Annotated in this window: 20 protein-coding genes; 19 read left to right on the top strand and 1 reads right to left on the bottom strand. The window is 51.6% G+C overall.

Annotation, left to right across the window (positions count from 1 at the left end; all coding sequences use genetic code 11):
* Position 1 precedes the first annotated feature (1 nt).
* Positions 2-1990: a ribonuclease catalytic domain-containing protein gene (locus ACY430_RS02490; protein WP_462137317.1), complete on the top strand. Its 1989-nt coding sequence runs from the start codon at positions 2-4 to the stop codon at positions 1988-1990.
* 16 nt (positions 1991-2006) lie between these two features.
* Here ACY430_RS02490 and ACY430_RS02485 read toward each other — a convergent pair whose 3' ends face one another.
* Positions 2007-3392, bottom strand: coding sequence for an FAD-dependent oxidoreductase (locus ACY430_RS02485; protein ID WP_462137316.1), 1386 nt, complete (start codon positions 3390-3392; stop codon positions 2007-2009).
* A 51-nt stretch (positions 3393-3443) separates the two neighbouring features.
* Between ACY430_RS02485 and ptsP the strand changes: the two genes are divergently transcribed.
* The 18 genes from ptsP (at position 3444) to ACY430_RS02395 (ending at position 22696) form a co-directional block, all read left to right on the top strand.
* On the top strand, positions 3444-5747 hold the full coding sequence (gene ptsP / locus ACY430_RS02480; protein WP_462137315.1) for a phosphoenolpyruvate--protein phosphotransferase: 2304 nt from the start codon (positions 3444-3446) through the stop codon (positions 5745-5747).
* Positions 5748-5869: 122 nt separating this feature from the next.
* Positions 5870-7162: a citrate synthase gene (locus ACY430_RS02475; RefSeq protein ID WP_462137314.1), complete on the top strand. Its 1293-nt coding sequence runs from the start codon at positions 5870-5872 to the stop codon at positions 7160-7162.
* A 99-nt stretch (positions 7163-7261) separates the two neighbouring features.
* Entirely contained in the window at positions 7262-7888 is a 627-nt protein-coding gene (locus ACY430_RS02470; protein WP_462137313.1) for a phosphoribosylanthranilate isomerase, read from the top strand.
* Positions 7881-9056, top strand: coding sequence for a tryptophan synthase subunit beta (trpB, locus tag ACY430_RS02465; protein WP_462137312.1), 1176 nt, complete (start codon positions 7881-7883; stop codon positions 9054-9056). The genes ACY430_RS02470 and trpB overlap by 8 nt, the downstream gene beginning before the upstream one ends.
* Positions 9057-9062: 6 nt before the next feature.
* On the top strand, positions 9063-9563 hold the full coding sequence (locus ACY430_RS02460; protein ID WP_462137311.1) for a GtrA family protein: 501 nt from the start codon (positions 9063-9065) through the stop codon (positions 9561-9563).
* Between the two features lie 128 nt (positions 9564-9691).
* Positions 9692-10507, top strand: a complete 816-nt coding sequence (gene trpA, locus ACY430_RS02455; RefSeq protein WP_462137464.1) for a tryptophan synthase subunit alpha — start codon at positions 9692-9694, stop codon at positions 10505-10507.
* Positions 10504-11547: a DHH family phosphoesterase gene (locus tag ACY430_RS02450; RefSeq protein WP_462137310.1), complete on the top strand. Its 1044-nt coding sequence runs from the start codon at positions 10504-10506 to the stop codon at positions 11545-11547. The genes trpA and ACY430_RS02450 overlap by 4 nt, the downstream gene beginning before the upstream one ends.
* 5 nt (positions 11548-11552) lie before the next feature.
* Positions 11553-12248 (top strand): endonuclease III domain-containing protein, encoded by a 696-nt coding sequence (locus tag ACY430_RS02445; protein WP_462137309.1) that lies wholly within the window; start codon positions 11553-11555, stop codon positions 12246-12248.
* Between the two features lie 67 nt (positions 12249-12315).
* The gene (locus ACY430_RS02440) at positions 12316-12813 is read left to right on the top strand and encodes an NADH-quinone oxidoreductase subunit J (protein WP_462137308.1); all 498 of its coding nucleotides are present in this window, start codon (positions 12316-12318) and stop codon (positions 12811-12813) included.
* A complete protein-coding gene (nuoK, locus tag ACY430_RS02435; RefSeq protein ID WP_462137307.1) occupies positions 12810-13109 on the top strand; it encodes an NADH-quinone oxidoreductase subunit NuoK in 300 nt (99 codons plus the stop codon). The genes ACY430_RS02440 and nuoK overlap by 4 nt, the downstream gene beginning before the upstream one ends.
* Positions 13106-15037, top strand: coding sequence for an NADH-quinone oxidoreductase subunit L (nuoL, locus tag ACY430_RS02430; RefSeq protein WP_462137306.1), 1932 nt, complete (start codon positions 13106-13108; stop codon positions 15035-15037). The genes nuoK and nuoL overlap by 4 nt, the downstream gene beginning before the upstream one ends.
* 166 nt (positions 15038-15203) lie before the next feature.
* Positions 15204-16919, top strand: a complete 1716-nt coding sequence (gene ilvB / locus ACY430_RS02425; RefSeq protein ID WP_462137305.1) for a biosynthetic-type acetolactate synthase large subunit — start codon at positions 15204-15206, stop codon at positions 16917-16919.
* 33 nt (positions 16920-16952) lie between these two features.
* Positions 16953-17474 carry an acetolactate synthase small subunit gene (ilvN, locus tag ACY430_RS02420; RefSeq protein ID WP_462137304.1) on the top strand — a complete coding sequence of 174 codons (522 nt, stop codon included), beginning with the start codon at positions 16953-16955 and terminating at the stop codon, positions 17472-17474.
* Entirely contained in the window at positions 17474-18490 is a 1017-nt protein-coding gene (ilvC, locus tag ACY430_RS02415; RefSeq protein WP_462137303.1) for a ketol-acid reductoisomerase, read from the top strand. The genes ilvN and ilvC overlap by 1 nt, the downstream gene beginning before the upstream one ends.
* 36 nt (positions 18491-18526) lie before the next feature.
* On the top strand, positions 18527-19192 hold the full coding sequence (locus ACY430_RS02410; RefSeq protein ID WP_462137302.1) for a phosphatidylserine decarboxylase family protein: 666 nt from the start codon (positions 18527-18529) through the stop codon (positions 19190-19192).
* Complete coding sequence (locus ACY430_RS02405; RefSeq protein ID WP_462137301.1) at positions 19189-20034, top strand: CDP-alcohol phosphatidyltransferase family protein; 846 nt, start codon at positions 19189-19191, stop codon at positions 20032-20034. The genes ACY430_RS02410 and ACY430_RS02405 overlap by 4 nt, the downstream gene beginning before the upstream one ends.
* A gap of 59 nt (positions 20035-20093) precedes the next feature.
* Entirely contained in the window at positions 20094-21155 is a 1062-nt protein-coding gene (locus tag ACY430_RS02400) for a M16 family metallopeptidase (RefSeq protein WP_462137300.1), read from the top strand.
* On the top strand, positions 21152-22696 hold the full coding sequence (locus ACY430_RS02395; RefSeq protein WP_462137299.1) for a M16 family metallopeptidase: 1545 nt from the start codon (positions 21152-21154) through the stop codon (positions 22694-22696). The genes ACY430_RS02400 and ACY430_RS02395 overlap by 4 nt, the downstream gene beginning before the upstream one ends.
* The last annotated feature ends 32 nt before the right edge of the window (positions 22697-22728 follow it).

Genomic DNA, 22728 nt, shown 5'->3' with positions numbered 1-22728 from the left:
GATGAAACCGGGCGAAGTTGTAATTTTCAGAAAGAGAAAGGAGCCCTGTTGCGGAATTTTTATTTCCTCTCAGGACGGCGTTGTAACGGTTTTTTCCGAGGAAGGGAAAAACATGCGGGTTTCAGATGACAAAGTCGCGTTCAGCACGGGCATAACGCCTGACATCGGGACGGATGCCGAGCGGAGAATGAAGATGCGGCGTCTCAGAAAAGATCTTGAAGCCGCCAAAGGCGGTTTTGATTTGAAACCCCTTTGGGAACATTTTGCCGGCGCGGAGCAGGCGGTTTCCTTCGGCGAAATTTTGTCGGTTTATTCGTCCGGCTCCAAGCCGGGCGCGGACGAAATCCTCAAACTGTTCTGGGCGGTTGACAAAGACACGGTCTATTTCAAACGGGACAAGAGCGGCTATTTCCCGCTTGCTGAAAGATGCGTTGAAAAAGTGCTTGCCCGCGCCAAAAAACGCCACATGGACAAAATACAGGAAGATTTGTCGGAGCGGTGGATACGGTCGGTTCTTTCAGGCGCGGCGTCCGAGCCCGGGGGTTTTGACAGGGAGGGGTGTGTGAAAGCCGTGATGGCTTACATTGAAAATGCCGGGGAGAATCCCGCTTTCAAAGCCGCGCGCGCGATTTTGTCAAAAACCGGAATAAAAGACCCCGAAGAGGCAACCGAACTGCTGATTAAATCAGGCGACCTGCCCAAAGGTTCCGACTCCGTGATGATAGCCGCCCGAATCAAGAATGGTTTTTCGCCCGAAGCGCTTGAAGAGGCGGCGCGCTTGATTTCCGAAAAAACAGACGCCGGTTTTCTTGAGGATTTGACCGCGCTTGAAACTTTTTCAATTGACGATGAGACGACAGAGGATATTGATGACGCAATTTCCCTTGAAACTTCTCAAAACTGCTCGCGCGTCGGGGTGCACATCGCCAATGTCGCTCTGCTCATCCGCCCGGACGGCGCGCTTGACCGCGAGGCGCAGCAAGCAGCCGAAACCATGTATCTCCCCGAGCGCAGGGTGGACATTTTCCCTTCCGAACTGATAAAGGGGCGGCTCAGTCTGATTGAGAGCACCGAGCGCGTTGCGCTTTCGGTTTTTATGGATTTTGACCCGCAGACTTTTGAGATGAGCGATTTCCGTTTCGCCGCGACAAAAATTTCCGTTAAACGCAACATGACTTACGGCGAAGCGGAGCGGTTGATTGAGACCGGGGGCGATTGGAAAAAACTCGCGGAGATATGCGCGGCGTTGAAGCGCAAAAGAATTGAGCGGGGCGCGTTGATAGTGAATATTCCGGAGTTGAAAATCCGCGTGGACGCGGACGGAAACATTGAAACCGGCTCTGCGCAGCCCAAAGGCGCGGCACACCTTGTTGTTTCCGAACTTATGATAACCGCAAACCATCTTTCCGCCGTCTTTCTCAAACAAAACTCCGCGCCCGCGATTTTTCGTTCCCAGACCGAGCCCATTTCTCCCGCCGCGCGCGACATTGATGAAAACGACCCGCTTTTCCCGGTTCGGGTCGGCAGATTTATGAAACCGTCCAAAATCGGCATTTATCCGGACTGGCATCGCTCGCTCGGGATTGAGTGTTATGCGCAGGCGACCTCGCCCATAAGGAGATACCGCGACCTGATTGTGCAGAGGCAGATCATGTCCGAAATTCGCTGCGAAGCGGGGCTTGATGAAAAATCGGTTTTACAAATCATCGCCGACACTGAACAGGTAATTCACGACAGGCGCATCGCCCAGAGAAGCAGGGCACGGTTTTGGCTTTTTGAGCATTTCAGAATGATGGACCCGCAAGCGCGGCTTGAGGGAATTGTTTCGCGTGTTGCGGACGGGAGGGTGTTCGCGTATTTCCCCCGGTACTGCTCGGAGTTTCCGCTTCACGGCGAAAATAAGGACGCCTTGAGGGAAGGTGAGCAAGTCAGAGCGAAGATACGCAAAGTTGACCCGATAAGGCGCAGGTTGAAACTTACGGCTGTTTAGCGCACCGGACGCGGGATTATTTTTTCAGCGCTTTGAAAATGTCCTCAATGCTTGTGTATTTAACCCTCGGGCGTCCCGCTTTTTCTCCTTTTGCCGTTTCCTTGCGGTCTATGTAAGACCACTTTCGGTAACTTACGTAGTCCGGTTTTGTTTTCTGAAGCAGTTTGTCAACCGCGTCCGGAGGCGCGGAGGGTATCAGGGTTTTTTCCACGGCAAAATCCTCAATCATCGAATCAACGGTTTCGGCGGAATCTATTTTGTTTGTCCCGATGACTCCGGTCGCGCCTCTTTTAATCCAGCCGGTCGTATAGAGCCCTTCAAGCGGCTTTCCGCCCGGTTTGTCCAGAACTCTGCCCGTATCGTTAGGAATAACTCCCTCTTTTTTGTCAAAAGGAACATCTTTCAGGGGGACCCCCGTATAACCGATTGAGCGGAAAACAATCGCCGCTTCCATCGTTTCGGTTTCTCCGGTGGCATTCGCGGCAAGGGTTCCGTCATCTGTTTTTACAAGCCGGTTTTTCGCGAAAGTTACACTCTGCGCGCCACCGTCCGTGCCGGGGTTGATGCTTAACGGGGAAAGCAGGAATCTGAAATGCAGGGTTTTCTTTTTTCCTGAGCGCTGTTCTGAAAATCCGCGAAGAATTTCAAGTTTCTTTTCAGTCGCCGCGTCAGGATTTTTTTCAAGAAATTCGCTCGTTACGGTGTCAAGCCGCACATCTTCAGGGCGTGCCCGCACATTCACTTCTTCAAGGTTGCCAAGCTCTCTTAGTTCGGGGTTTGTGAAAGCCGCCTGCGCGGGACCTCTGCGCCCGATTATGAATACTTCTCTGATGCCGCTTGATAAAAGTTTTTCAAGCGCGTAGTCGGCGATGTCGGTTTTGAGTATATCCGCCGGACTGAGGCACAAAACCCTCGCCACATCAATTGCGACATTTCCCACCCCGATTATAACGGCGCGTTTGCCCGACAAGTCAAAATCAAGATCCGAAAAGTGCGGATGGCCGTTATACCACGCGACAAACTCGGTCGCCGTGTGGTTTCCGGCCAGGTCTTCACCGGGGATTTTAATTCTTTTGTCCGTCTGTGCCCCGGTGGCGAAAACGACTTGATGATAACTTTTTTTTATGTCGCTGAGAGTTATGTCTTTTCCGAACTCCACGAATCCAAAAAAACGGAAACCGGGATCTGCGGCGATTTTGTCGAACACCTTTGACACACTCTTGATTTTCTGGTGGTCGGGCGCAACACCCTGCCGCACGAGCCCGTGAGGGGTCGGCAGCAAATCAAACATGTCAATCTGCACCGGAACGGGGCTTTTTTTGAAAATTCTGTCCGCTGCGTAAAAACCTGCCGGACCGGCGCCTATAATCGCGACAAGCAGTTTTTCATTTTCTTTTTTCATTTCAGTCCCGCCCGGCCGTTCGCTCTCTTTTTGTCGGTATAATTAGGCGATATGTCGCGAACAACCGTGGACAGAGAGCATCTCCATCTGAAAATAGTTCAGGAAATAAGTGATTTTGTGAATAAATCCACAGGCCTGAACACTATTCTTAAAGGAGTTGTCAGTAAAATAAGCGAGTCTCTTCATTTCGAAGTCGTTTCAGTATACATAATTGACGGTGACAACAGCACCTTGCGCCTGAGGGCTAACACCGGATTTGACAGCGAAGAGGGCGCCGAAATAACAATTTCAAGCGGCGAGGGAATAGCGGGAATGATATTCAAAACCATGCGTCCTTTTGTAACCATGAATGTTTCCGGCCACCCGAAATACAAACCGATTGACAACACCGGAGAGGAAAAATACGAATGTTATCTCGGCGTTCCAATTGTCCTTAAAAACCATTGCGTTGGCGTTTTGGTGGGGCAAACAAGCCAGCGGCGCCACATCACCCCCGCCGAGCAGACACTTTTTGAGATTATCGCTTCGCGCCTGGCCGGACTCCTTGAAGTTGCGGACACCCTTGACCGACTCCATACGCCCGCCATCGTTGAGCACAAAACCAGAACCTATCAGGGCAAGGGCGCGTCTTCCGGAATCGCGGTCGGAAACGCTTTTCTGATAAGGGGGCTTTTCGGAAGCGCGGGCATGTTCTCTCCGCCTCCGCAGTCCGCGGACAAAGAGAAAAAACGCCTTCTTGAAGCGTTCTCGCGCGTTGAAAAAGATATGAAAGACCTCATAGGGGTTTTACGAAAAGACGATGTTCTTTCCGCGAGCGAGATTGAGATTTTTGAAGCCCATCTGATGCTTCTTTCAAGCGAAAGCTCGGACTCGGTTCGGGGTGTGGTTATTTTGCGCGTTGAAGAGGGCGATGTTTCCGCCGAAACGGCGGTTGTTCAGGGCATTGAGTCCATTGCCGGGCGGTTTGAGCACCACTCGGACAGGTATGTGAGGGAAAAAGCGCAGGATTTCAGAGACATAGGCGAAAAACTGCTTCACGAACTTGTGGGGCTCAAGGAAAACGGAGAAGAGCCGTCTGCGGGCTCCGGCAGCTCCACGATACTGGTCGCACGGGAGATAGGTCCCTCGTTTGTTTCAATGCTCGGCAAAAACAAAATAGCGGGCGTCATAACCGAAAGAGGCGGGGAGACTTCGCATGCTGTCATAATTGCCAAATCGCTCGGCATACCCGTTGTTATAGGAATAGAAAATATTTGCGGCCTCATCAGCTCCGGCGACAAGGTAATCGTTGACGGCAGAACGGGTTTTGTTTTCATTAATCCCGATGAAATGCTCGTAAAAGAGTATGAAAACAGCGGCAGGAGAATTGAGGAGATCCGCCATCTTGTTGAGTCCGATGAGAAGGTTTCGGATGTGGCGCGGGAAATGACTCTCACGGCAAACATAGGTTTTCCGGACGATATTGAAACCGCCGTGCGACACGGAGTTTCCGATGTGGGGCTGTTCAGAACGGAGTTCGCGTTCGCGCGCTTTGAAAAACCGCCCGGTGTTGATGAGCAGACGAAAATCTACGGCGACATATCGCGCAAATTTGGCGGACGCATAACAGTCAGAACGCTTGACATCGGCGCGGACAAGGTGCTTCCGTATTTCAATATTCCCGAAGAGGAAAATCCTCTTCTCGGTTTGAGGGCGATTCGGTTTTCAATGGAATATCTTGACCTGTTCAGGGAGCAGATAAAGTCCATAATGCTTGCCGCCGTGGGCGGCGCGCGCCTGAGGATTCTGCTTCCGATGGTTTCAAACATCTGGGAGGTTGAGACCGCGAAGCAGATTATGGACGACACTGCGTCCGAAGCGGGGCTCGCGCCGGACAAGGTTCCGCCGCTCGGCGTTATGCTTGAGGTGCCCGCGCTTGTGCCGCTTATTAATGAATATGCTGAAATTGTTGATTTTATTTCAGTTGGCACGAACGACCTTGTGCAGTATTTGCTTGCCGTTGACAGGAACTCAAACGTGGTCGGGCATCTTTACTCCTCTTTTCATCCGGCGGTTTTGCGTGTGCTTGACACGATACGAAAGAGCTCGGACAGAAACAGTCTGGAGGTCTCAATTTGCGGTGAGATGGCGGGCTCTCCGAAGGGCGCGCTTCTGATTTTCGCGCTCGGATACAAAAATTTGAGCGTTTCGCCATACAGGATTCCAGTTGTCAAATTTATTGCCAACCACACGGACGCCGAATTTCTCGCGGGTTTCAGGAGAAAACTTATGCGTGCGAAAAACGAAGCGGACATCAAAAGACTGCTCGCGAACAGTCTTGAAAATATGGACTCCGCCCTCCTGGAGTTTGATTAGACCGCCCGGTGTTTGATAAAGGGCACTGTTGCGTGTAAACTGCGAAAAACGGTTTTAATCGGTTTCCGGTTGGTATTTTAGTCCGGTTGTTGCAGTTGGAGAAGCAGGAGGGATAAACAAAAATGTCTAAGAACAGTCTTACAATCACGGATAACAGAACGGGGAGCAAGTATGAAATTCCCGTTGAAAACAGCACCATAAAAGCCGCCGACTTAAGGCAGATCAAGGTCAAAAAGAGCGATTTCGGAATGATGAGTTACGACCCCGCTTTCACGAACACAGCATCTTGCCGGAGTGCGGTAACCTTCATAGACGGCGAAAAAGGGATTCTCAGATACAGGGGGTATCCCATTGAGCAGCTTGCGAAAAAGAGCAGTTTTCTTGAGGTCGCCTATTTACTGCTTTATGGCGAGTTGCCCGCCAAAAAACAGTGTGACGAATGGGTTTACAACGTTACTCATCACACTTTTTTACACGAAAACATCAAGAAATTCATGGACGGCTACCGCTATGATTCCCACCCGATGGGGATGATGATGAGCACCGTGGGTGCGCTTTCAACCTTTTATCCCGAAGCCAAGAATGTGGAAGACCGCGAAAACCGCATAATTCAAATTCACCGTCTTATCGCGAAAATGCCGACAATCGCGGCGTTTTCATACCGGCACGCGATGGGGCTTCCGTATATCTATCCCGACAACGACCTGAGTTACACGGGGAATTTCCTGAATATGATGTTCAGAATGGGCACGAGAAAATACAAGCCGGACCCCGTTGTTGAAAAAGCGATGGATGTGCTTTTCATACTTCACGCCGACCACGAGCAGAACTGCAGCACAAGCGTTATGAGAGATGCGGGAAGCAGTTTGCCCGACCCTTATTCCGCAACCGCCGCCGCAGTGAGCGCGCTTTACGGACCTCTGCACGGAGGGGCAAACGAAGCGGTGCTGAAAATGCTTGAAGAAATAGGTGATAAGAAGCATGTACCCGCCTACATCAAGAGGGCTAAAAACGGCGAATTCCGCCTTATGGGATTCGGGCACAGAGTTTACAAAGCGTATGACCCGCGCGCCGCGATAATCAAGGACATAGCACACAAGGTTTTCACCAAAGTCGGCAAAAATCCGCTTCTTGAAATCGCGCTTGAGCTTGAGAGAATCGCTCTTGAAGACGACTACTTCATAAACAGGCAGCTCTACCCCAATGTGGATTTCTACTCCGGCCTCATATACCAGAGTCTCGGACTTCCGGTGAGCATGTTCACCGTTCTTTTCGCCATCGCGCGAACCGCCGGGTGGCTGGCTCAGTGGGAGGAGATGATAACGAATCCGGAGACTAAAATAGCGCGTCCGCGTCAGGTGTATACGGGAAAGAACAAAAGGAACTTTGTTCCGATGTCCGCCAGAAAAAAATAACGACCCGCCGCCTGTTTCAGCGCCCCGCTTTTCCGTGCGTCCATAGCGCCTAAACGGTAATTACAAAACCAGTTTGCGCCTGTTATAGTGGTTCCTCCGATGACAAAAGTTAAGGTTTGCGGAATAACGAATGCCGATGACGCCATTATGGCGGCGGATATGGGTGCGGCGGTGGTGGGTTTCATCTTTTATCCGGGGAGCAGAAGGCATGTTGAGCCCGAACCGGCGGCGCTCATAGCGTCTCTTCTGCCGTCAAATGTTGTGAAGGCGGGGGTTTTTGTAAATCAGGAAGTTGATTTTATCGGCGGCGTTATGGAATCGGTCGGGCTTGATCTGGCTCAAATCCATGGCGATGAAACTCCGCAGTTCTGCAGCCAAATCCCCGGCGTTTATATGAAAGCGATTAGAGTCAAAAACAGAGACAGTTTGAAAGAGATAGACGACTACGACTCAAACTTTGTCCTGCTTGACACTTTTGCCGACAGGCAGTTTGGCGGAACCGGCAGAACCTTTGACTGGGATTTATTGCGCGGGATTGACTTGAAGGGCAAAAAACTGTTTCTTTCGGGCGGGCTTAATTCCGGCAATGTCGCCGAGTCCATTGGCGCGGCAAAGCCCTATGCGGTTGATGTCTGTTCGGGAGTTGAAAAGAAACCGGGCGTGAAAGATTCAGGCAAATTGAAACAGTTTATGGAAGAAGTGAAGATTGCCGACAACAATGAATAAGGAAGGTTTTTTCGGAGATTTTGGAGGGCGTTTTGTTTCGGAAACCCTGATGCCCCCGCTTATTGAGCTGGAAGAGGCGTATAACAAAGCCAAATCCGACCCCGATTTCACAAACGTGGTCAGCAAGTGTCTTGCGGATTTCGCGGGCAGACCCACGCCTCTTTATTTCGCTGAAAGAATGACAAAAAAACTCGGCGGCGCGCGAATATATCTTAAACGCGAAGACCTCGCGCACACCGGAGCGCACAAGATAAACAACACAATCGGGCAGATTACGCTTGCCGACAGAATGGGCAAAAACCGCATTATCGCGGAAACCGGAGCGGGGCAGCACGGAGTTGCCACCGCCACGGTTGCCGCTCTTTTCGGGAAAAAGTGCGAAGTTTATATGGGGCGGAAAGACACCGAACGGCAGAAAATGAACCTTTTGCGGATGCGCACGCTCGGCGCGGAAATTCATCCCGTTGATACCGGCAGCGCGACCCTCAAAGACGCTCTGAACGAAGCGATGAGAGACTGGATAACAAATGTTGAAGACACTTTTTATGTTATCGGCAGCGTCGCGGGACCGCATCCCTATCCCACAATGGTCAGGGATTTTCAATCCGTTATCGGCGCTGAAGTGAAAGAGCAACTCGCATACGCCGGAGTTGGAAAACCGAACCTGCTTGTTGCGTGCGTTGGCGGCGGCTCAAATGCGGCGGGGTTGTTTCATCCGTTTATTGAAGATTCGGAAGTGGCAAAAGTCGGCGTTGAGGCGGGCGGCGAAGGGCTTGAGCCGGGCAACAATTCGGCGACAATCACGCAGGGCTCTCAAGGGGTTTTGCACGGCAGCAGAACCTTTGTTCTTCAGGACGATGACGGGCAGATAAACAAGGCACACTCAATTGCCGCCGGTCTTGACTATCCGGGTGTGGGTCCCGAGCACTCGTTTTTCCACGATACGGGTCTTGCTGAATACACTTCAGTGTCAGACGACGAGGCGCTTGAAGCGTTCTATTTTCTCTCCAAAACCGAAGGTATAATTCCCGCTCTTGAAAGCGCTCATGCGGTTTCCTATGTGATGAAGGTTGCTACGGACATGCCCGCAAGCGCGGCTGTTGTGGTCTGCCTTTCGGGCAGGGGAGACAAAGATCTGGACATAGTCGCTCAGAGGACAGACGGATAGGAAACGGTGGAAGAAGTTACAAAAAATGAGGAGCGGTTGCCTCAGTGGGTGCGCCATTTTCTGAAATATGCGGTTGTGGGCGCGATTTCGGCAGTAATTGATTTGACGGTTTTTGAGATTGTCAGACAGATTCTCGTGTTTGGCTCCGTTGCCGTTTCCCTTCCGGGCGGAGCGCAGTTTGTGGTGACGGAATGGTTTGTGGCGAAAACCGTTTCTTTCTCAGTTGGGACAATTATTAATTTTTTTATTTGCGTGGGTTTTGTTTTCAAAATCAGAGGGCGCTCGCTTGCCGTGGCTTCATGGCGCAAATTTTTGTCGGGCGCAGCCGCGCTTGTTGTGAGTTTGCTTATTCTATGGGTTCTGGTTGACGGTTTTCATTTCGGCGAAATAGAGCGGCTGCCGTTCCTTCCCTTTGACGGTATATTTCTTGCGAACGGCTTTTCAATTTGCATAGGTTTTTTCCTGAATTTTGTTCTTACCAAATACTACGCCTTCGGGGATTATTAGACCGCCCGGACGCCGCCGGCAAATTCTCCGTTTCATTGACCGCCCCCTTTTTGCTGTTATAATTCCCACTTCTAAAATGAGGCGGGCGGGTGTCTTTTTCTTCAAAGACGCAGATTCCTTTTTTCACAATGCATACGGCAATAGAACAAAAGTTTTCCGAACTGAAAAAGCGCGGCGGAGCGGCTCTTGTGTGCTATCTCACTGCGGGAGACCCGTCTCTTCAAATGACGGAAGAAATCGCCGTGCGAATGGCTTCAAGCGGCGCGGACATGCTTGAGATAGGCATTCCGTTTTCAGATCCCATGGCGGACGGGCCTGTTATTCAAAGGGCTTGTGAAAGGGCGCTTGAATCAGGCGCGACTCTTGAAAAAATTTTGAAAACCGTGCGGAAAATCAGAGACCGCTCGGATATTCCCATTATTCTTTTCGGCTATTACAACCCGTTTTACCGTTACGGAATCGCGCGTCTTGCCGCAGACGCCAAAGCCGCCGGAGCGGACGGCATTCTCACCGTTGACCTGCCGCCCGAAGAGGCGGTGGAGTTCAACGCCACCTTGAAAGAGAAAGGGCTGGACGAGATTTTTCTGCTGTCTCCCAACACAACCGACGAGCGCATAGAGGCGGTCGCGCAGCTTGCCGGCGGGTTCATATATCTTGTCTCAATCACGGGCGTTACGGGAGAGCGTCCGGAAATGGATTACGGGAGAGTGAAAGGGCTTGTTGAAAAAATAAGAAGCAAGGCGGGTCTTCCCGTCGGCGTGGGGTTCGGAATTTCAACCCCGGAGCAGGCGGGCAGAGTTGCGTCTTTTGCGGACGCGGTAGTCGTGGGAAGCTCTATAATGCGTATGGTGGAAGAGTCATCGGCGGACGCCGCGGCGCTCGATAAAATTGCGGATTTTGTTTCCAGTCTTTCAAAAGCGTGCGGGAGCGGTTCGGGGTCATGAGCAAATCCAATGTTGCGAAATTGAAGAAAGTGCACGAAGGCGCGGATAGAATCCTGATCCTCCTTCACGACCATCCCGACCCTGATGCGATGGCAAGCGCGCTTGCCCTGAGAACGCTGCTGGGAAGGAACCGGCAGACGGCGACAATCGGGCATTTTGGCACAACCGTTTCGCGCCCGGAAAATGTTGCGATGATGGATATGCTTGAAATTGATGTCGTTCCCATCACCCTGCGGCAGGTGAAAAAATTTGACTCGGTAGCCATGGTTGATGTTCAGCCGTCTTTTTTTGGCGATATTCTTCCGAAGGTGGATTCCGTTATTGACCACCATCCCGAAGTGGAAAATTACAAAGCCAATTTTGTGAAGATAAGCGCCGATGAGGGCGCTACCTCAACAATAATGACGGGATTGCTGCGCGCTTCGGAGATGGAAATTTCCGAACGGCTCGCGACCGCTCTGCTCTACGGGATAAAGACCGACACTTTTTCTCTCGCCCGCGATGCCGGTGATGACGACATTGAAGCGTTTACCTTTCTCTATCAAAAAGCCAACCTCGGACTTTTGAAGAAAATAGAAAAAGCGGAAATCCCCTCCGACCAACTGAAAGTGTTCGGTAAATCGCTTGCGCGGCACAGGGTTGAAGACGGCGTGCTTTTCGTTAATCTGGGCAGGGTGAATCATGAATACATGATTCCAAAAATGGCTGATTTCTGCATGCAGGTGGAGGACACCGAATGGGTTGCCTCATTCGGGATTCTGCGGGATTCCTACTTTTTACTTTCGCTGCGCAACGTTGGTTATGTTAAGAGCGCGGGCAGGGTGGCGCGGCATCTTTTCCATATGTTCGGGTCCAAAGGCGGCAAAAACGGTAAAGTTCTTCGCGAACAAATGGAGCAGGGCGGCGGCGGCGGACACAGGTCTGCGGCAAAAGTGGTTGTTCCCATGAAAGAGTTCAAAAAACTGCTCGGTGGCGTCTCTCAAAAAGCCATAGAAAAGTGGGTGGTGGACACCGTCATAGAAGCCATAGACGAGGTTTGAGACCGTTGCCGGAAACCCGCGCAGCAGGTTTTGATAAAAGGGCGTTTGCGGACGCCGATATTTCAAAAGTTATCTCGATTTTGAGGAGTGAGTCCCGAAGGTGGAATCCGCCCGTTATGAACCTTGAGCAGACGCACGGCGGCGACCCGTTCAGGATTTTAATTTCCACAATCTTGAGTTCGCGCACAAGGGACGAAACAACCGCGGCGGCTTCAAGAAGATTATTTGCCGAAGCTAAAACGCCGCGCACAATTATCTCTCTGGGAGAGAAAACAGTGCAAAAACTAATCTATCCGGTCGGTTTTTACAGAACAAAAGCGGCGAACATAATCAAACTTTGCAAGCGGCTTGAAAATGAGCGCGGCGGGAAAATGCCCAACGAGATTGACGAATTTCTGGATTTTGACGGAGTGGGAAGAAAAACCGCCAATCTTGTCGTAACACTCGGTTATGGCAAGCCCGGAATCTGCGTTGATATACACGTTCACAGAATTTCAAACCGGCTGGGTTATGTGCGCACAAAAACGCCGGAAAAAACCGAGTTTGCGCTACGCGAAAAACTGCCGAAAAAATACTGGATTGAATACAACGGTTTGCTTGTCGCGTTCGGGCAGACAATCTGCAAACCCGTTTCACCAATGTGCGATGTTTGTCCGGTGAGGGAGCGGTGTATGAGGGTCGGGGTGAAGGAGGGGAAATAGAGGGTTCTGTTGCCGTTGTTGCTTCTTCCTTTCCACTTCTCACTATTTCCTGTAAAGTTCAACCTAAATGCCCGCCGAGTCGCTTTTCTTTTACATATTTTCCGCGCTCGCCGTTGTGTCCGCGATTGCGGTTGTTTTGCTTCCGAACACGGCTCTGTGCGCGATCTCCCTTGTTGTAACACTCATTTCATCCGCCGTCCTGTTCGGTATTCTTGACGCTCATTTTTTGGCGGCGGTTCAGGTTCTGGTTTACGCGGGCGCGATTGTCGTTCTTTTTCTTTTCACGATTGTTTTTCTCAATGTGCGCAAAAGCGGCGAGGAGTTCGGCCCCTCGGAAATTCCGAAAAAACTGTCATTTCTTTTGCCCGCAGTTGTTGCGGCCGTGTATTTCGGGCTGAAAATCGCCCCGTTTGCCGCGCCCGCCCGCGCGGGAGATTTTGACGGAACGGTTTCCGCAACGGCGTGGCTTCTGCTTACGGACTATCTGTTTGCTTTTGAAGTAACTTCAATTCTCATCGTGGCGGCGATTGTCGGAACGGTGGCGATTTCAAGGGGTCTGCGTTGACGCCGGACGGATACATCGCGCTTGCGTTTGCTCTTTTTGTCATCGGGGCTTTCGGTGTGCTCACAAGGAAAAACATTCTTGTCGTTCTGATGTCGGTTGAGATTATGCTCAATGCGGCAAATCTCTGCCTCATAGCGTTCTCACGGCTTTTTGAAGACGGAGCGGGCAATATACTGGTTCTGGTTTCCATAACGGTGGCGGCTGCCGAGGTCGCCGTTGGGCTTGCGCTGGTTATTGTTCTTTATTCCGGGCTGAAAAGTCTGAACATAGATTTGATAAGAAACTTTCGCGGATGATGTTGCCTTTAATACTTTTAACCCCTCTTGCCGGAGCATTCATAAACGGCATTTTGATTTCAACCGGACTTCTCCGGCGTTTGCGCGCGGTATCGCCCGATTTTGAGGCGAAGGCATCCGCGTTTATCGGTTCTGCGGCGGTTCTGATTCCCGCGCTTTGCGCTTCGGTTCTCGCATACGGCGTTTATTCCGGCTCGCCCGTGGAGTTCAGATTTTTTGAGTGGTTTTCCTCCGGTTCACTCGCAGTATCTTTTGGTTTTGTGTTTGACCGGCTGTCCGCCGTAATGACGCTTGTCATAACGTGGGTGGGATTTTTGATTCACGTGTATTCCGCCGGATACATGAGCGGAGACGGAGCGGTTCCGCGCTATTTTGCGCTTCTGAATCTGTTTGTGTTTTTTATGCTTCTGCTTGTCCTCGGCTCGGGGTTTGTAGTGATGTTTGCCGGTTGGGAGGGCGTGGGGTTTGTTTCCTACCTGCTCATCGGTTTTTGGTTCAATGACACGGCAAAAGCTGACGCCGGCAGAAAAGCATTTGTCGTGAACCGCATAGGGGATTTCGGTTTTCTACTGGGGATTTTTCTAGTGTTTGCGGTTTTCGGTTCTCTTGAATTTTCTGAAATTATTTCCGCCGCGCCCGGTGTTCCACAGCAGGCGCTTACCGCCGTGTGTTTGCTTCTTTTCATAGGAGCGATTGGCAAAAGCGCACAGTTTCCGCTCTACGTCTGGCTTCCGGACGCGATGGCGGGGCCCACTCCCGTGAGCGCTCTCATACATGCGGCGACCATGGTTACCGCCGGGGTCTATATGCTCGCACGGCTCGCCGTTTTGTATTCCGCCGCGCCGGACGCGCAGTTTGTCATTCTCACGGTTGCGGTTTTTACGGCTCTTGTGGCGGCTTACATCGCGGTTTCCCAGACCGACATAAAAAAGGTTCTCGCGTATTCAACCGTGAGCCAACTCGGTTTTATGTTTATGGCGGCGGGCGCGGGCGCATTCGGCGTGGCGATTTTTCATCTCGTAACGCACGCTTTTTTCAAAGCGTTGCTTTTTCTCGGAGCGGGTAGCGTTATTCACGCTCTGGGCGGCGAACAGGATATGAAGTTTATGGGCGGTTTGAGAAAAAAAATCCCCGTTACCGCGCTTACTTTTCTCATTGGAACTCTGGCGATTTCGGGCGTGCCGTTTTTTGCGGGATTTTTCAGCAAGGATTCCATTCTTGCCGCCGTTTATGACGGCGGTTTCGTTTTGTATTGGGGCGCGGCTGTTGTCGGCGCGGTGCTGACGGCGTTTTATATGACACGGCTTTATCTGCGCATTTTTGAGGGCGAAAATAATACTCCGCCCGAAGCGGCGGAAAAAATCCACGAATCTCCGCCCGTTATGACGATTCCGCTCGTGTGCCTTGCGGCGCTCGCAATTTTTGGCGGCTTTCTTTCCATTCCGCATTTTCTCTCAAACATTCTCCCGTTCGGCGAAGAGTTTCTCACGCATTTTCTCGCACCCGTTACGGGCGCGTTTGCCCCTTCCGCTCACGGCGGGCTCAGCCATTCCGCTCTCGCACTTGTTTCGGTGGTCGCCGCGTTTGGCGGAATAGCCGCCGCGCTTGCTTTATACAAAACCGCTCCGGGCATAAGGGAAAAACTTGTGAAAATCACACCCATCGGCGCGGCGAGAAGTTTTTCGCGCTCTCAAATCCTGCTCAATGAGTTTTACGAAAAGGCGTTTCTGGCTCCGTTCAGGCATTTTTCAAAATCTTTCGCGGAGTTTGATTCGTTGGTTGTGGACGGCGCGGTAAACGGCGTTGCGGACATGGCGAAAAAACTCGCGCGGTTTTTCAGCATTCTCCAAAGCGGTTTTTTGAGGGCTTACACCGCCGCGATGGTGGCGTTCATAATCCTGCTTGTGTTTGTGTCCGTGAAGATTTAGACGGCGGCTGATTTTCACGGACTTGACCGGAAACTCCTTGAAAAAAAATCCTATACGCATATAATCTGCGTGCTTCCGTAGCAAACGGGAGCAAATTTCGGTTCTGCCGGAGCGCGGCGAAAGCATCGTTGCTGTTTCGGAGCCGAGTGTTCACAAGGAGGTTCCGATGGCAAAACAAATGCTCGGAGCGCAGATGTTTTTTGAGACCCTCATTCACGAGGGAGTTGAAATTGTTTTCGGTCTGCCCGGGGGCTATGTCCTCAAGGTTTACGATGTTATGACCGAATACGAGAAGGACGGAAAATTCCGTCATGTTATGGCGCGCCACGAACAGGGGGCCACCCACATGGCGGACGGCTATGCCAGAGCGTCCGGCAAACCCGGAGTTGTGCTTTGCACTTCCGGACCCGCCGCGACAAACACCGTAACCGGCATAGCGACCGCTCAGATGGATTCTGCGCCGGTCGTCATATTCACCGGACAGGTTCCTACTCAGTATCTCGGAAGCGATGCGTTTCAGGAAGCCGACCACATCGGTATAACAAGGCCCTGCACGAAGCACAATACGCTTGTGAGGAAAACCGAAGACCTTCCCAGGGCGATTAAAGAGGCGCTTCACATAGCGTCAACGGGAAGACCCAGCCCGGTTCTGGTTGATATGCCCAAGGATGTGCTTATCGGCGAGGGCGAACTTTTGATTCCCGAAGATATCAACATCAGGGGTTATAAACCGAAACTGAAAGGGAACCCCGCTCAAATTAAAAGAGCGGTTTCCCTCATAGAGAAAGCGAAGAAGCCCATAATTTTTTCAGGCGGCGGAGTTATTTTGTCAAACGCCACCGAGCAGCTCAAAGAGTTCGCCCACCGGTTGCGCATACCCGTTACCTCAACCCTTATGGGGCTCGGCGGATTCCCCGCGAGCGACCCGCTGTTTGTCAGTATGCTTGGAATGCACGGCTCATACGCCGCCAATCTTGCCGTTCACGAGTCCGACCTTGTCATCTCAATTGGCGCGAGGTTTGACGACAGGGCGACCGGGGGCAATTTTGATAAGTTTGCCCCGAACGCAAAGATAATCCATATAGATATTGACCCCTCAACGATAGATAAAAACATCAACGTTGACTGTCCAATCGTCGGGGACGCGAAGCAGGTTCTGGAACAGATAATGGACACCCTTCCGGCTGACATTGATCTGTCCGAAAGGGACGCGTGGAGAGAGCAGATAAGCGCGTGGGACAAACAGCATCCTCTCAAGCACAAAGAGCATGCGGACAAAATCCAGACGACCCACGCCATTGACATGCTGTACACAATGACGAACGGCGAAGCCACAATTGTGTCGGACGTTGGACAGCATCAGATGTGGGTGGCTCAATTTTACAAATTCAACCGCCCGCGCAGCCACATAACGTCCGGCGGGCTCGGAACGATGGGCTTCGGGTTTCCGGCCGCGATGGGTGCTAAATTCGCAAAGCCCGATGAGCTTGTCATAAGCGTTGCCGGAGACGGAAGTTTCCAGATGAATATGCAGGAACTTGCGTCCGCCGTTGAATACGGGCTTGACCTCAAAATCGTGGTCTTCAACAACGAACACCACGGAATGGTGCGGCAGTGGCAGACGATGTTTTTTGACGGAAACTATTCACACTCCAAATTCAACGTCCTTCCGGATTTTGTCAAACTTGCCGAAGCCTTCGGAGCGACCGGTTTCAAAGCCGACAAAACCGAAGACCTTGAAGGGGTTTTCAAACAGGGGCTTGAAGCCAAAGGGGTTGTTTTGATGGAAATCAAAGTTGACCCCGAAGAGATGGTCTATCCGATGATTGCGCCCGGCGAGGCGATGAATAAGATGATATTTGACCCGGTTGATGTCGCGTAAGCCCTTCACACGCAAGACGGCGGAGATTAAACGATGAGCAAAGACAAAAACGCACAGAGGCACACAATTACCCTTCTTGTTGACAATGAGTCGGGTGTTTTGTCGCGCATAGCGGGGCTTTTCAGCGCGCGCGGTTTCAACATTACCAGTTTGAATGTCGCGGAAACGCTTGAGCTCGGAACTTCCAGAATAACTCTTGTTACAACCGGGGACGCTTTCATTGTTGAGCAGATAATCAAGCGGTTCAACAATATGGTGAACGTTTTGAAGGTTACGAACCTTACGGACGCCGAAAGTGTTGAGAGGGAGATGGTGTTGGTCAGGGTTTCGGCTTCGGGTGATGAGCGCCCGGAAATTCTGCGCATAACGGACATTTTCAGGGCGAAGGTTGTTGATGTTGGAACAAAAACCTACTCTCTTGAGATGACGGGAGACAATCAGAAAATAGGAGCTTTTATTGAACTTCTGATACCTTTCGGCATAAAAGAGATAGCGCGCACGGGGGTTGTGGCGATGGTGCGCGGGCAGAAAACTGCGGGCAAAGGAGGCTCCTGATGAAAGTTTATTACGATTCCGATATTTCCATTGATGCGGTAAAGGGCAAAAAAGTCGCCGTTGTTGGCTACGGCAGTCAGGGGCATGCGCATTCGCAAAATCTCAGAGACAGCGGTGTTGAAGTAACCGTGGGGCTCAGAGAAGGCGGCAACGGATGGAAAAAATCTGAGCAGGCCGGGTTTGCGACCGCTTCGGTGGCGGATGCCGCGAAGTGGGCGGACATCGTTATGATTCTCGCTCCGGACACAAGTCAGAAGAAAATATATGAGGATTCCATAGCACAGGGACTTGAGGCGGGCAACGCTCTGGCGTTCGCGCACGGGTTCAACATCCATTACAAGCGCATCATTCCCCCGGCCGGGGTGGACGTTTTTATGGTTGCTCCAAAAGCGCCGGGGCACACCGTTAGAAATCAATACTCTCTGGGCTCCGGAGTGCCGGGGCTTGTTGCCATCCATCAGGACAACACGGGCTCGGCAAAGGAAACCGCGCTTGCCTACGCCGGAGCAATTGGCTGTGGCAGAGCGGGAATTATTGAGACAACTTTTAAAGACGAAACTGAAACCGACCTTTTCGGTGAACAGGCCGTTCTGTGCGGAGGGCTTTCGGCTCTCATTCTCGCCGGCTTTGAAACCCTTGTTGAGGCGGGCTATCCGCCTGAAATGGCGTATTTCGAATGCTGCCACGAGGTCAAACTAATCGTTGACCTCATCTATCAGGACGGAATTTCCAACATGAGATACTCCGTCAGTGACACGGCAAAATACGGAGACATCACGCGGGGTCCCAGAGTCGTTGACCAAAAAGTCAAAGGCGAGATGAAAAAAATAATCGCCGAGATTCAGTCCGGGCAGTTTGCCAAAGAATGGATTGAAGAGGACGAAGCGGGGCGCCCGAACTACACGCGGTTGCTCAAAGCGGGCGAAGACCACCCGATAGAGAAAATCGGAGGGCAGTTGCGCGGCATGATGAGCACACTTTTCAAAGACAAACTTGTTGACAAGTCCAAAAACTGAAAAATCGTGAGAGCAGATTTATAGGTTGAAGCTAAAATGAACACGCCGTTTTTCAGAATTGCGCCCGAGGGGTTGCCGATTATTTGCACCGTTGCGGCGCTGGGCTGCCTGTTCGCAATTTTCGGCTTCGCACTTTTGTCATTCTTTTTTCTGATAGCGTTCGGCTTTACGCTGTTTTTTTTCAGAGACCCTTCGCGAACGGACACCTCTGAAGACGGGTCGGTGATTTCGCCTTCGGATGGCAGGGTGATAGAGGTTTCAAGCGAACGCGAAGACCGGTTTCTTCACCGCGATGTTACGAGGGTGAGCGTGTTCCTTTCCATATTTGACTGCCATGTGAACTGGTTTCCCGTTTCGGGCGAGGTCTCAGCGAGCGAGTACAGGGCGGGGAGGTTTTCTTTCGGGTTTGACAAAAACGCTTCAAAACATAATGAACAGCTTGCCACTCTTGTTAAACCGGACGGTGGCGCGCCCGAAATCCTTATGGCGCAGGTGGCGGGTTTTATCGCAAGAAGGATAGTTTCCCACGCCCCGCAGGGCGCGCGCTTGAAGCGCGGGGACAGATTCGGCATCATAAAGTTCGGTTCAAGGATTGATCTGTTCATTCCTCCCGAATACGAAGTAAGTGTTCGGGAGGGAGACAGGGTTGTCGGAGCCAAAACAGTTATCGCCCGTCTTGTAACGGGCACGGGAGCCGGATGATGAAAAGAGAGAGAATCCGTAACAGAGTAAAAAATGGCGGCATAACGCCTTTTCTGCCCAGCATTGTAACGACTGCGGGGTTGTGCTTCGGTCTTTTGTCCATCGGCTCTTCGGTTGAGATAGCAGCTTCGGGCGGTTACTCCGTGAGCGGCAACCTCATTTGGAGCGCCGCCACTTTCATCGCCATAGCAATGGTTCTTGACATGCTTGACGGCAAGGTCGCCCGCGCTTTTGGTATAGATGATAGCCGCTTCGGCGTTGTGTATGACTCCCTTTCCGACACCGTTTGCTTCGGAATCGCTCCCGCTCTGCTTGTTTACGCACTTTTTGGAAACACGGGCGGAGCCGTTCTCAAAACGGGGCTTCTCATATACTCGGTTTGCGTGGCCCTGCGGCTCGCGAGGTTCAATATGCAGTCCGCCTCCATTGAGAAAAGAGCCTTTATGGGGCTTCCGAGCCCGATGGCGGCCGGAGTTATGATTTCGCCGATTTTAATCGTGAGTGAACTTGGCGGCGCTCCGCCCGCGGTCATGGGAATTGTTTATGCGGTCGCGGCTCCGGTTACGGGTTTTCTGATGGTAAGCGGCATCCGGTATCGTAAAATAGGATTTTTCAATCTCGGCAGATTCAGCGGCGGCAAAAAGTTTGATATTCTTGTAACCTCGTCAATTCTCATAGCGGTTGTGGCGATAAGCCCCGGTATGTCGGTTGCGGTTGTTTCGCTTTCCTATCTTGCGTCCGGTCCCCTGTTTTCAATTCTGAAGTATTTCAAAAAACGGGGTGCGAGAGATGAAAACGAAGCGCGGAATTTCAATCCCCCCGATGCGGACGGTGGAAGCTGACCGGATTTTGTTTGCGGGTTTTGGCCTTGAGGCACGGTTTTCTTTTTATTCTTGCTCTTTTGAGCGTAGTTTTTTGCGCGGAGGTTGATGTTTTGGCGGCGAAAGAAATTTCATCGGTTACCAGAGTAAAACTCAAAAACGGGCTTACGGTCATACTTGAGCCAAACCATTCCTCGCCGGTGGCGGCGATAAACGTCTGGGTGAAGGTTGGCAGTGCGTGCGAAGGCGCGGGCGAGGGTGGAATCGCGCATTTTCGCGAGCACATGTTTTTCAAGGGCACAAGTACGCTTGCTTCGGGCGAACTCGCGCTTGAGGTTGAGTCTTCAGGCGGGCGCATAAACGCCCATACCTCTTTTGACCAAACGGTTTATCACATCACGGGGGCGAGCAGGTCGCTTGACCGAAGCATCGATTTGCTTGCGGACAGTGTTACAAATCCGGTTTTTGACCCCGGCGAGATAAAGAAAGAGATTGAGGTTGTATTAGAGGAAATCCGGCGCGACAAAGATTTTCCCGAAAGTGTAATGAGCAAGCGGCTTTTTGCCTCGGCTTACGAAAAACACCCATACGGGCTTCCCATTCTCGGCACTGCAAAAAGCGTGTCGTCTTTCACGCGCGGCAAAGTTCTGGGTTTTAACCGCAAGTGGTATTCGCCGAGCAACATGGTCGTTGTGGTTACGGGGGATTTTGAAAAAAGCGAAGTTCTTGCAAGAGTGAAGAAGAGATTTGGCACGCTCAAAGAACGCAAAGCCGCTTCGTGTTCGGTGCGTGAGACCGCCGGGCGAAAATCCCCTTCGGTTTCAGTTTTGAAAAAAGAAGTAAACGAGGGCTATTTCGGGCTCGCGTTCAGGATTCCCGGTTTGAAAGGGGAAGACGTCGCCGCGCTTGATGTTGTTTCCGAAGCGATGGGAGAGGGCGAAAGTTCGCGGCTGTTCAGGGTTGTGAGAGAGGAAAAGGGGCTTGTGAACAACATCTATTCATACGCCTACGCGCCGCGCATGGGCGGAATTTTTGTTGTGAGCGGAACAGTCAAGCCGGAAAATGCCGTTGCCGCTTATGAAGAAATACTGCGGATGTTTTTACGGGCTCGCGGACTCGGGGCTCAAAAATTCGGAGATTGAAAAGGCGAAAACTCAACATTGAGAGCACAAGTGTGCGCTCAAAAGAAACGATGCAGGGCAGGGCGTCCGCGCTGGGTTTTTACGAGGCGATTGCCGGGGATTATAAGTTTGAAAAAACATATATGGACAAAGTCCGCTCGGTTACCCCGGACGACATACGCAGGGTTGCCGCAAAGTATTTTACTCCGTCCAATCTTTCGGCGGTCGCCGTTGTTCCCGTGTCTTCCCCGCTTGACGGCAAGCGTTTGAAGCAAAGGATTTTGAGCGTTAAGCCCTTTTTTTCCGCTCCGGGCAAGGATTACAAAACCGGCATCCGCAAACTCAAAAACGGAATCAAGGTCATAATCAAAGAGGACAGATCCGTTCCGCTTTTTGCGGCGCGGTTGCTTTTTCCGGGCGGTTTGAGATTTGAAAACGAAAACTCAAACGGCATCTCAAACTTCACCGCGAATATGCTGACGCGCGGAACGGCAACCCGCTCCGCCGGGCAGATAGCGACCGAAATGGAGTCCATCGCGGGATACATAGAGGGTTTTTCCGGCAGAGACAGCGCGGGGATTTCCATGGATGCGCTCAGCTCGGGATTTGATTCCGCGATGGATGTTTTTTCAGATGTGGCGCTCAGGTCTTCTTTCCCCGAAGACGAGGTGAGCAGGGCTAAAAGGGAAATCCTCGCCGACATTAACAGAAAAAATGACAATCCCGCTTCAGTCTGTCTGGACGGATTTTTCGCCTCGCTGTTCAAAGGGGGCGCTTATTCGCAGCCGGTTGAGGGAACGCCCGGGCGCGTTAAAAAGTTTTCGCGCAAAGACGCGGCGGATTTTTACGCAAGAGCGCTGAACCCCGAAGATATGGTTATCGTTGTGGTCGGTGATGTTGACGCGCGGAAAGTTATGGCGCGTCTTGAAAAGGATTTTTCTTTGCTTCGCAAAGTGCGCAAACCCCTTGCCTCTCGCGCTGCGGGCGGCAATTCTTCGGGCGGGAAGGCCGTTACCGTGAAAAAAATGCCCGGAAAACAGCAGACTCACATAGCGGTTGGTTTTTCGGCTCCAAAAATCGGCGGCGCGGATTACTATCCGTTGCAGGTTCTCAATGCAATTCTTTCCGGTCAGGGAGGGCGGCTTTTTCTCCGTCTGAGAGATGAGATGAGCCTTGCTTATTCACTTTCATCTTTTTACGGCGCGCGCGTGGAGTCAGGTTATTTTGGCGTTTACATCGGCACCACTCCGCAGAAGGAAACAACCGCCATCGATGAAATTCTGGCTCAATTTGACGCGCTTTTGAAAGACGGCGTAACCAAAGACGAAGTGGAGAGGGCACGGAAGAAAATGGTCGGTGATTTTGAAATCGGATTACAACGTAACTCGGCGCAGGCGTCCGTTATGGGTTTTGATGAACTTTACGGCGTCGGTTGGGACGAACACAAAGATTTCGCGCGCAAGGTTTTAGCCGTTACGACAAAAGATGTTCTGCGCGTGGCGCGGAAATACATAAAACTTGATTCGCGTGTTGTTTCGGTTGTGCGCGGCGAAGGCGGGTGAACTTTCCCGCGTGTTTTGGTAGATTTTTAAAC

The sequence above is a fragment of the Candidatus Mycalebacterium sp. genome (assembly GCF_977828045.1).
This window is presented reverse-complemented; position numbering and strand designations above follow the sequence as displayed.

Excerpts from the sequence above, each read along its gene's own strand:
- ACY430_RS02490 (WP_462137317.1), top strand. The coding sequence starts at position 2 with ATGAAACCGGGCGAAGTTGTAATTTTCAGAAAGAGAAAGGAGCCCTGT.
- ACY430_RS02485 (WP_462137316.1), bottom strand. The coding sequence starts at position 3,392 with ATGAAAAAAGAAAATGAAAAACTGCTTGTCGCGATTATAGGCGCCGGT.
- ptsP (WP_462137315.1), top strand. The coding sequence starts at position 3,444 with ATGTCGCGAACAACCGTGGACAGAGAGCATCTCCATCTGAAAATAGTT.
- ACY430_RS02475 (WP_462137314.1), top strand. The coding sequence starts at position 5,870 with ATGTCTAAGAACAGTCTTACAATCACGGATAACAGAACGGGGAGCAAG.
- ACY430_RS02470 (WP_462137313.1), top strand. The coding sequence starts at position 7,262 with ATGACAAAAGTTAAGGTTTGCGGAATAACGAATGCCGATGACGCCATT.
- trpB (WP_462137312.1), top strand. The coding sequence starts at position 7,881 with ATGAATAAGGAAGGTTTTTTCGGAGATTTTGGAGGGCGTTTTGTTTCG.
- trpA (WP_462137464.1), top strand. The coding sequence starts at position 9,692 with ATGCATACGGCAATAGAACAAAAGTTTTCCGAACTGAAAAAGCGCGGC.
- ACY430_RS02450 (WP_462137310.1), top strand. The coding sequence starts at position 10,504 with ATGAGCAAATCCAATGTTGCGAAATTGAAGAAAGTGCACGAAGGCGCG.
- ACY430_RS02440 (WP_462137308.1), top strand. The coding sequence starts at position 12,316 with ATGCCCGCCGAGTCGCTTTTCTTTTACATATTTTCCGCGCTCGCCGTT.
- nuoL (WP_462137306.1), top strand. The coding sequence starts at position 13,106 with ATGATGTTGCCTTTAATACTTTTAACCCCTCTTGCCGGAGCATTCATA.
- ilvB (WP_462137305.1), top strand. The coding sequence starts at position 15,204 with ATGGCAAAACAAATGCTCGGAGCGCAGATGTTTTTTGAGACCCTCATT.
- ilvN (WP_462137304.1), top strand. The coding sequence starts at position 16,953 with ATGAGCAAAGACAAAAACGCACAGAGGCACACAATTACCCTTCTTGTT.
- ilvC (WP_462137303.1), top strand. The coding sequence starts at position 17,474 with ATGAAAGTTTATTACGATTCCGATATTTCCATTGATGCGGTAAAGGGC.
- ACY430_RS02410 (WP_462137302.1), top strand. The coding sequence starts at position 18,527 with ATGAACACGCCGTTTTTCAGAATTGCGCCCGAGGGGTTGCCGATTATT.
- ACY430_RS02405 (WP_462137301.1), top strand. The coding sequence starts at position 19,189 with ATGATGAAAAGAGAGAGAATCCGTAACAGAGTAAAAAATGGCGGCATA.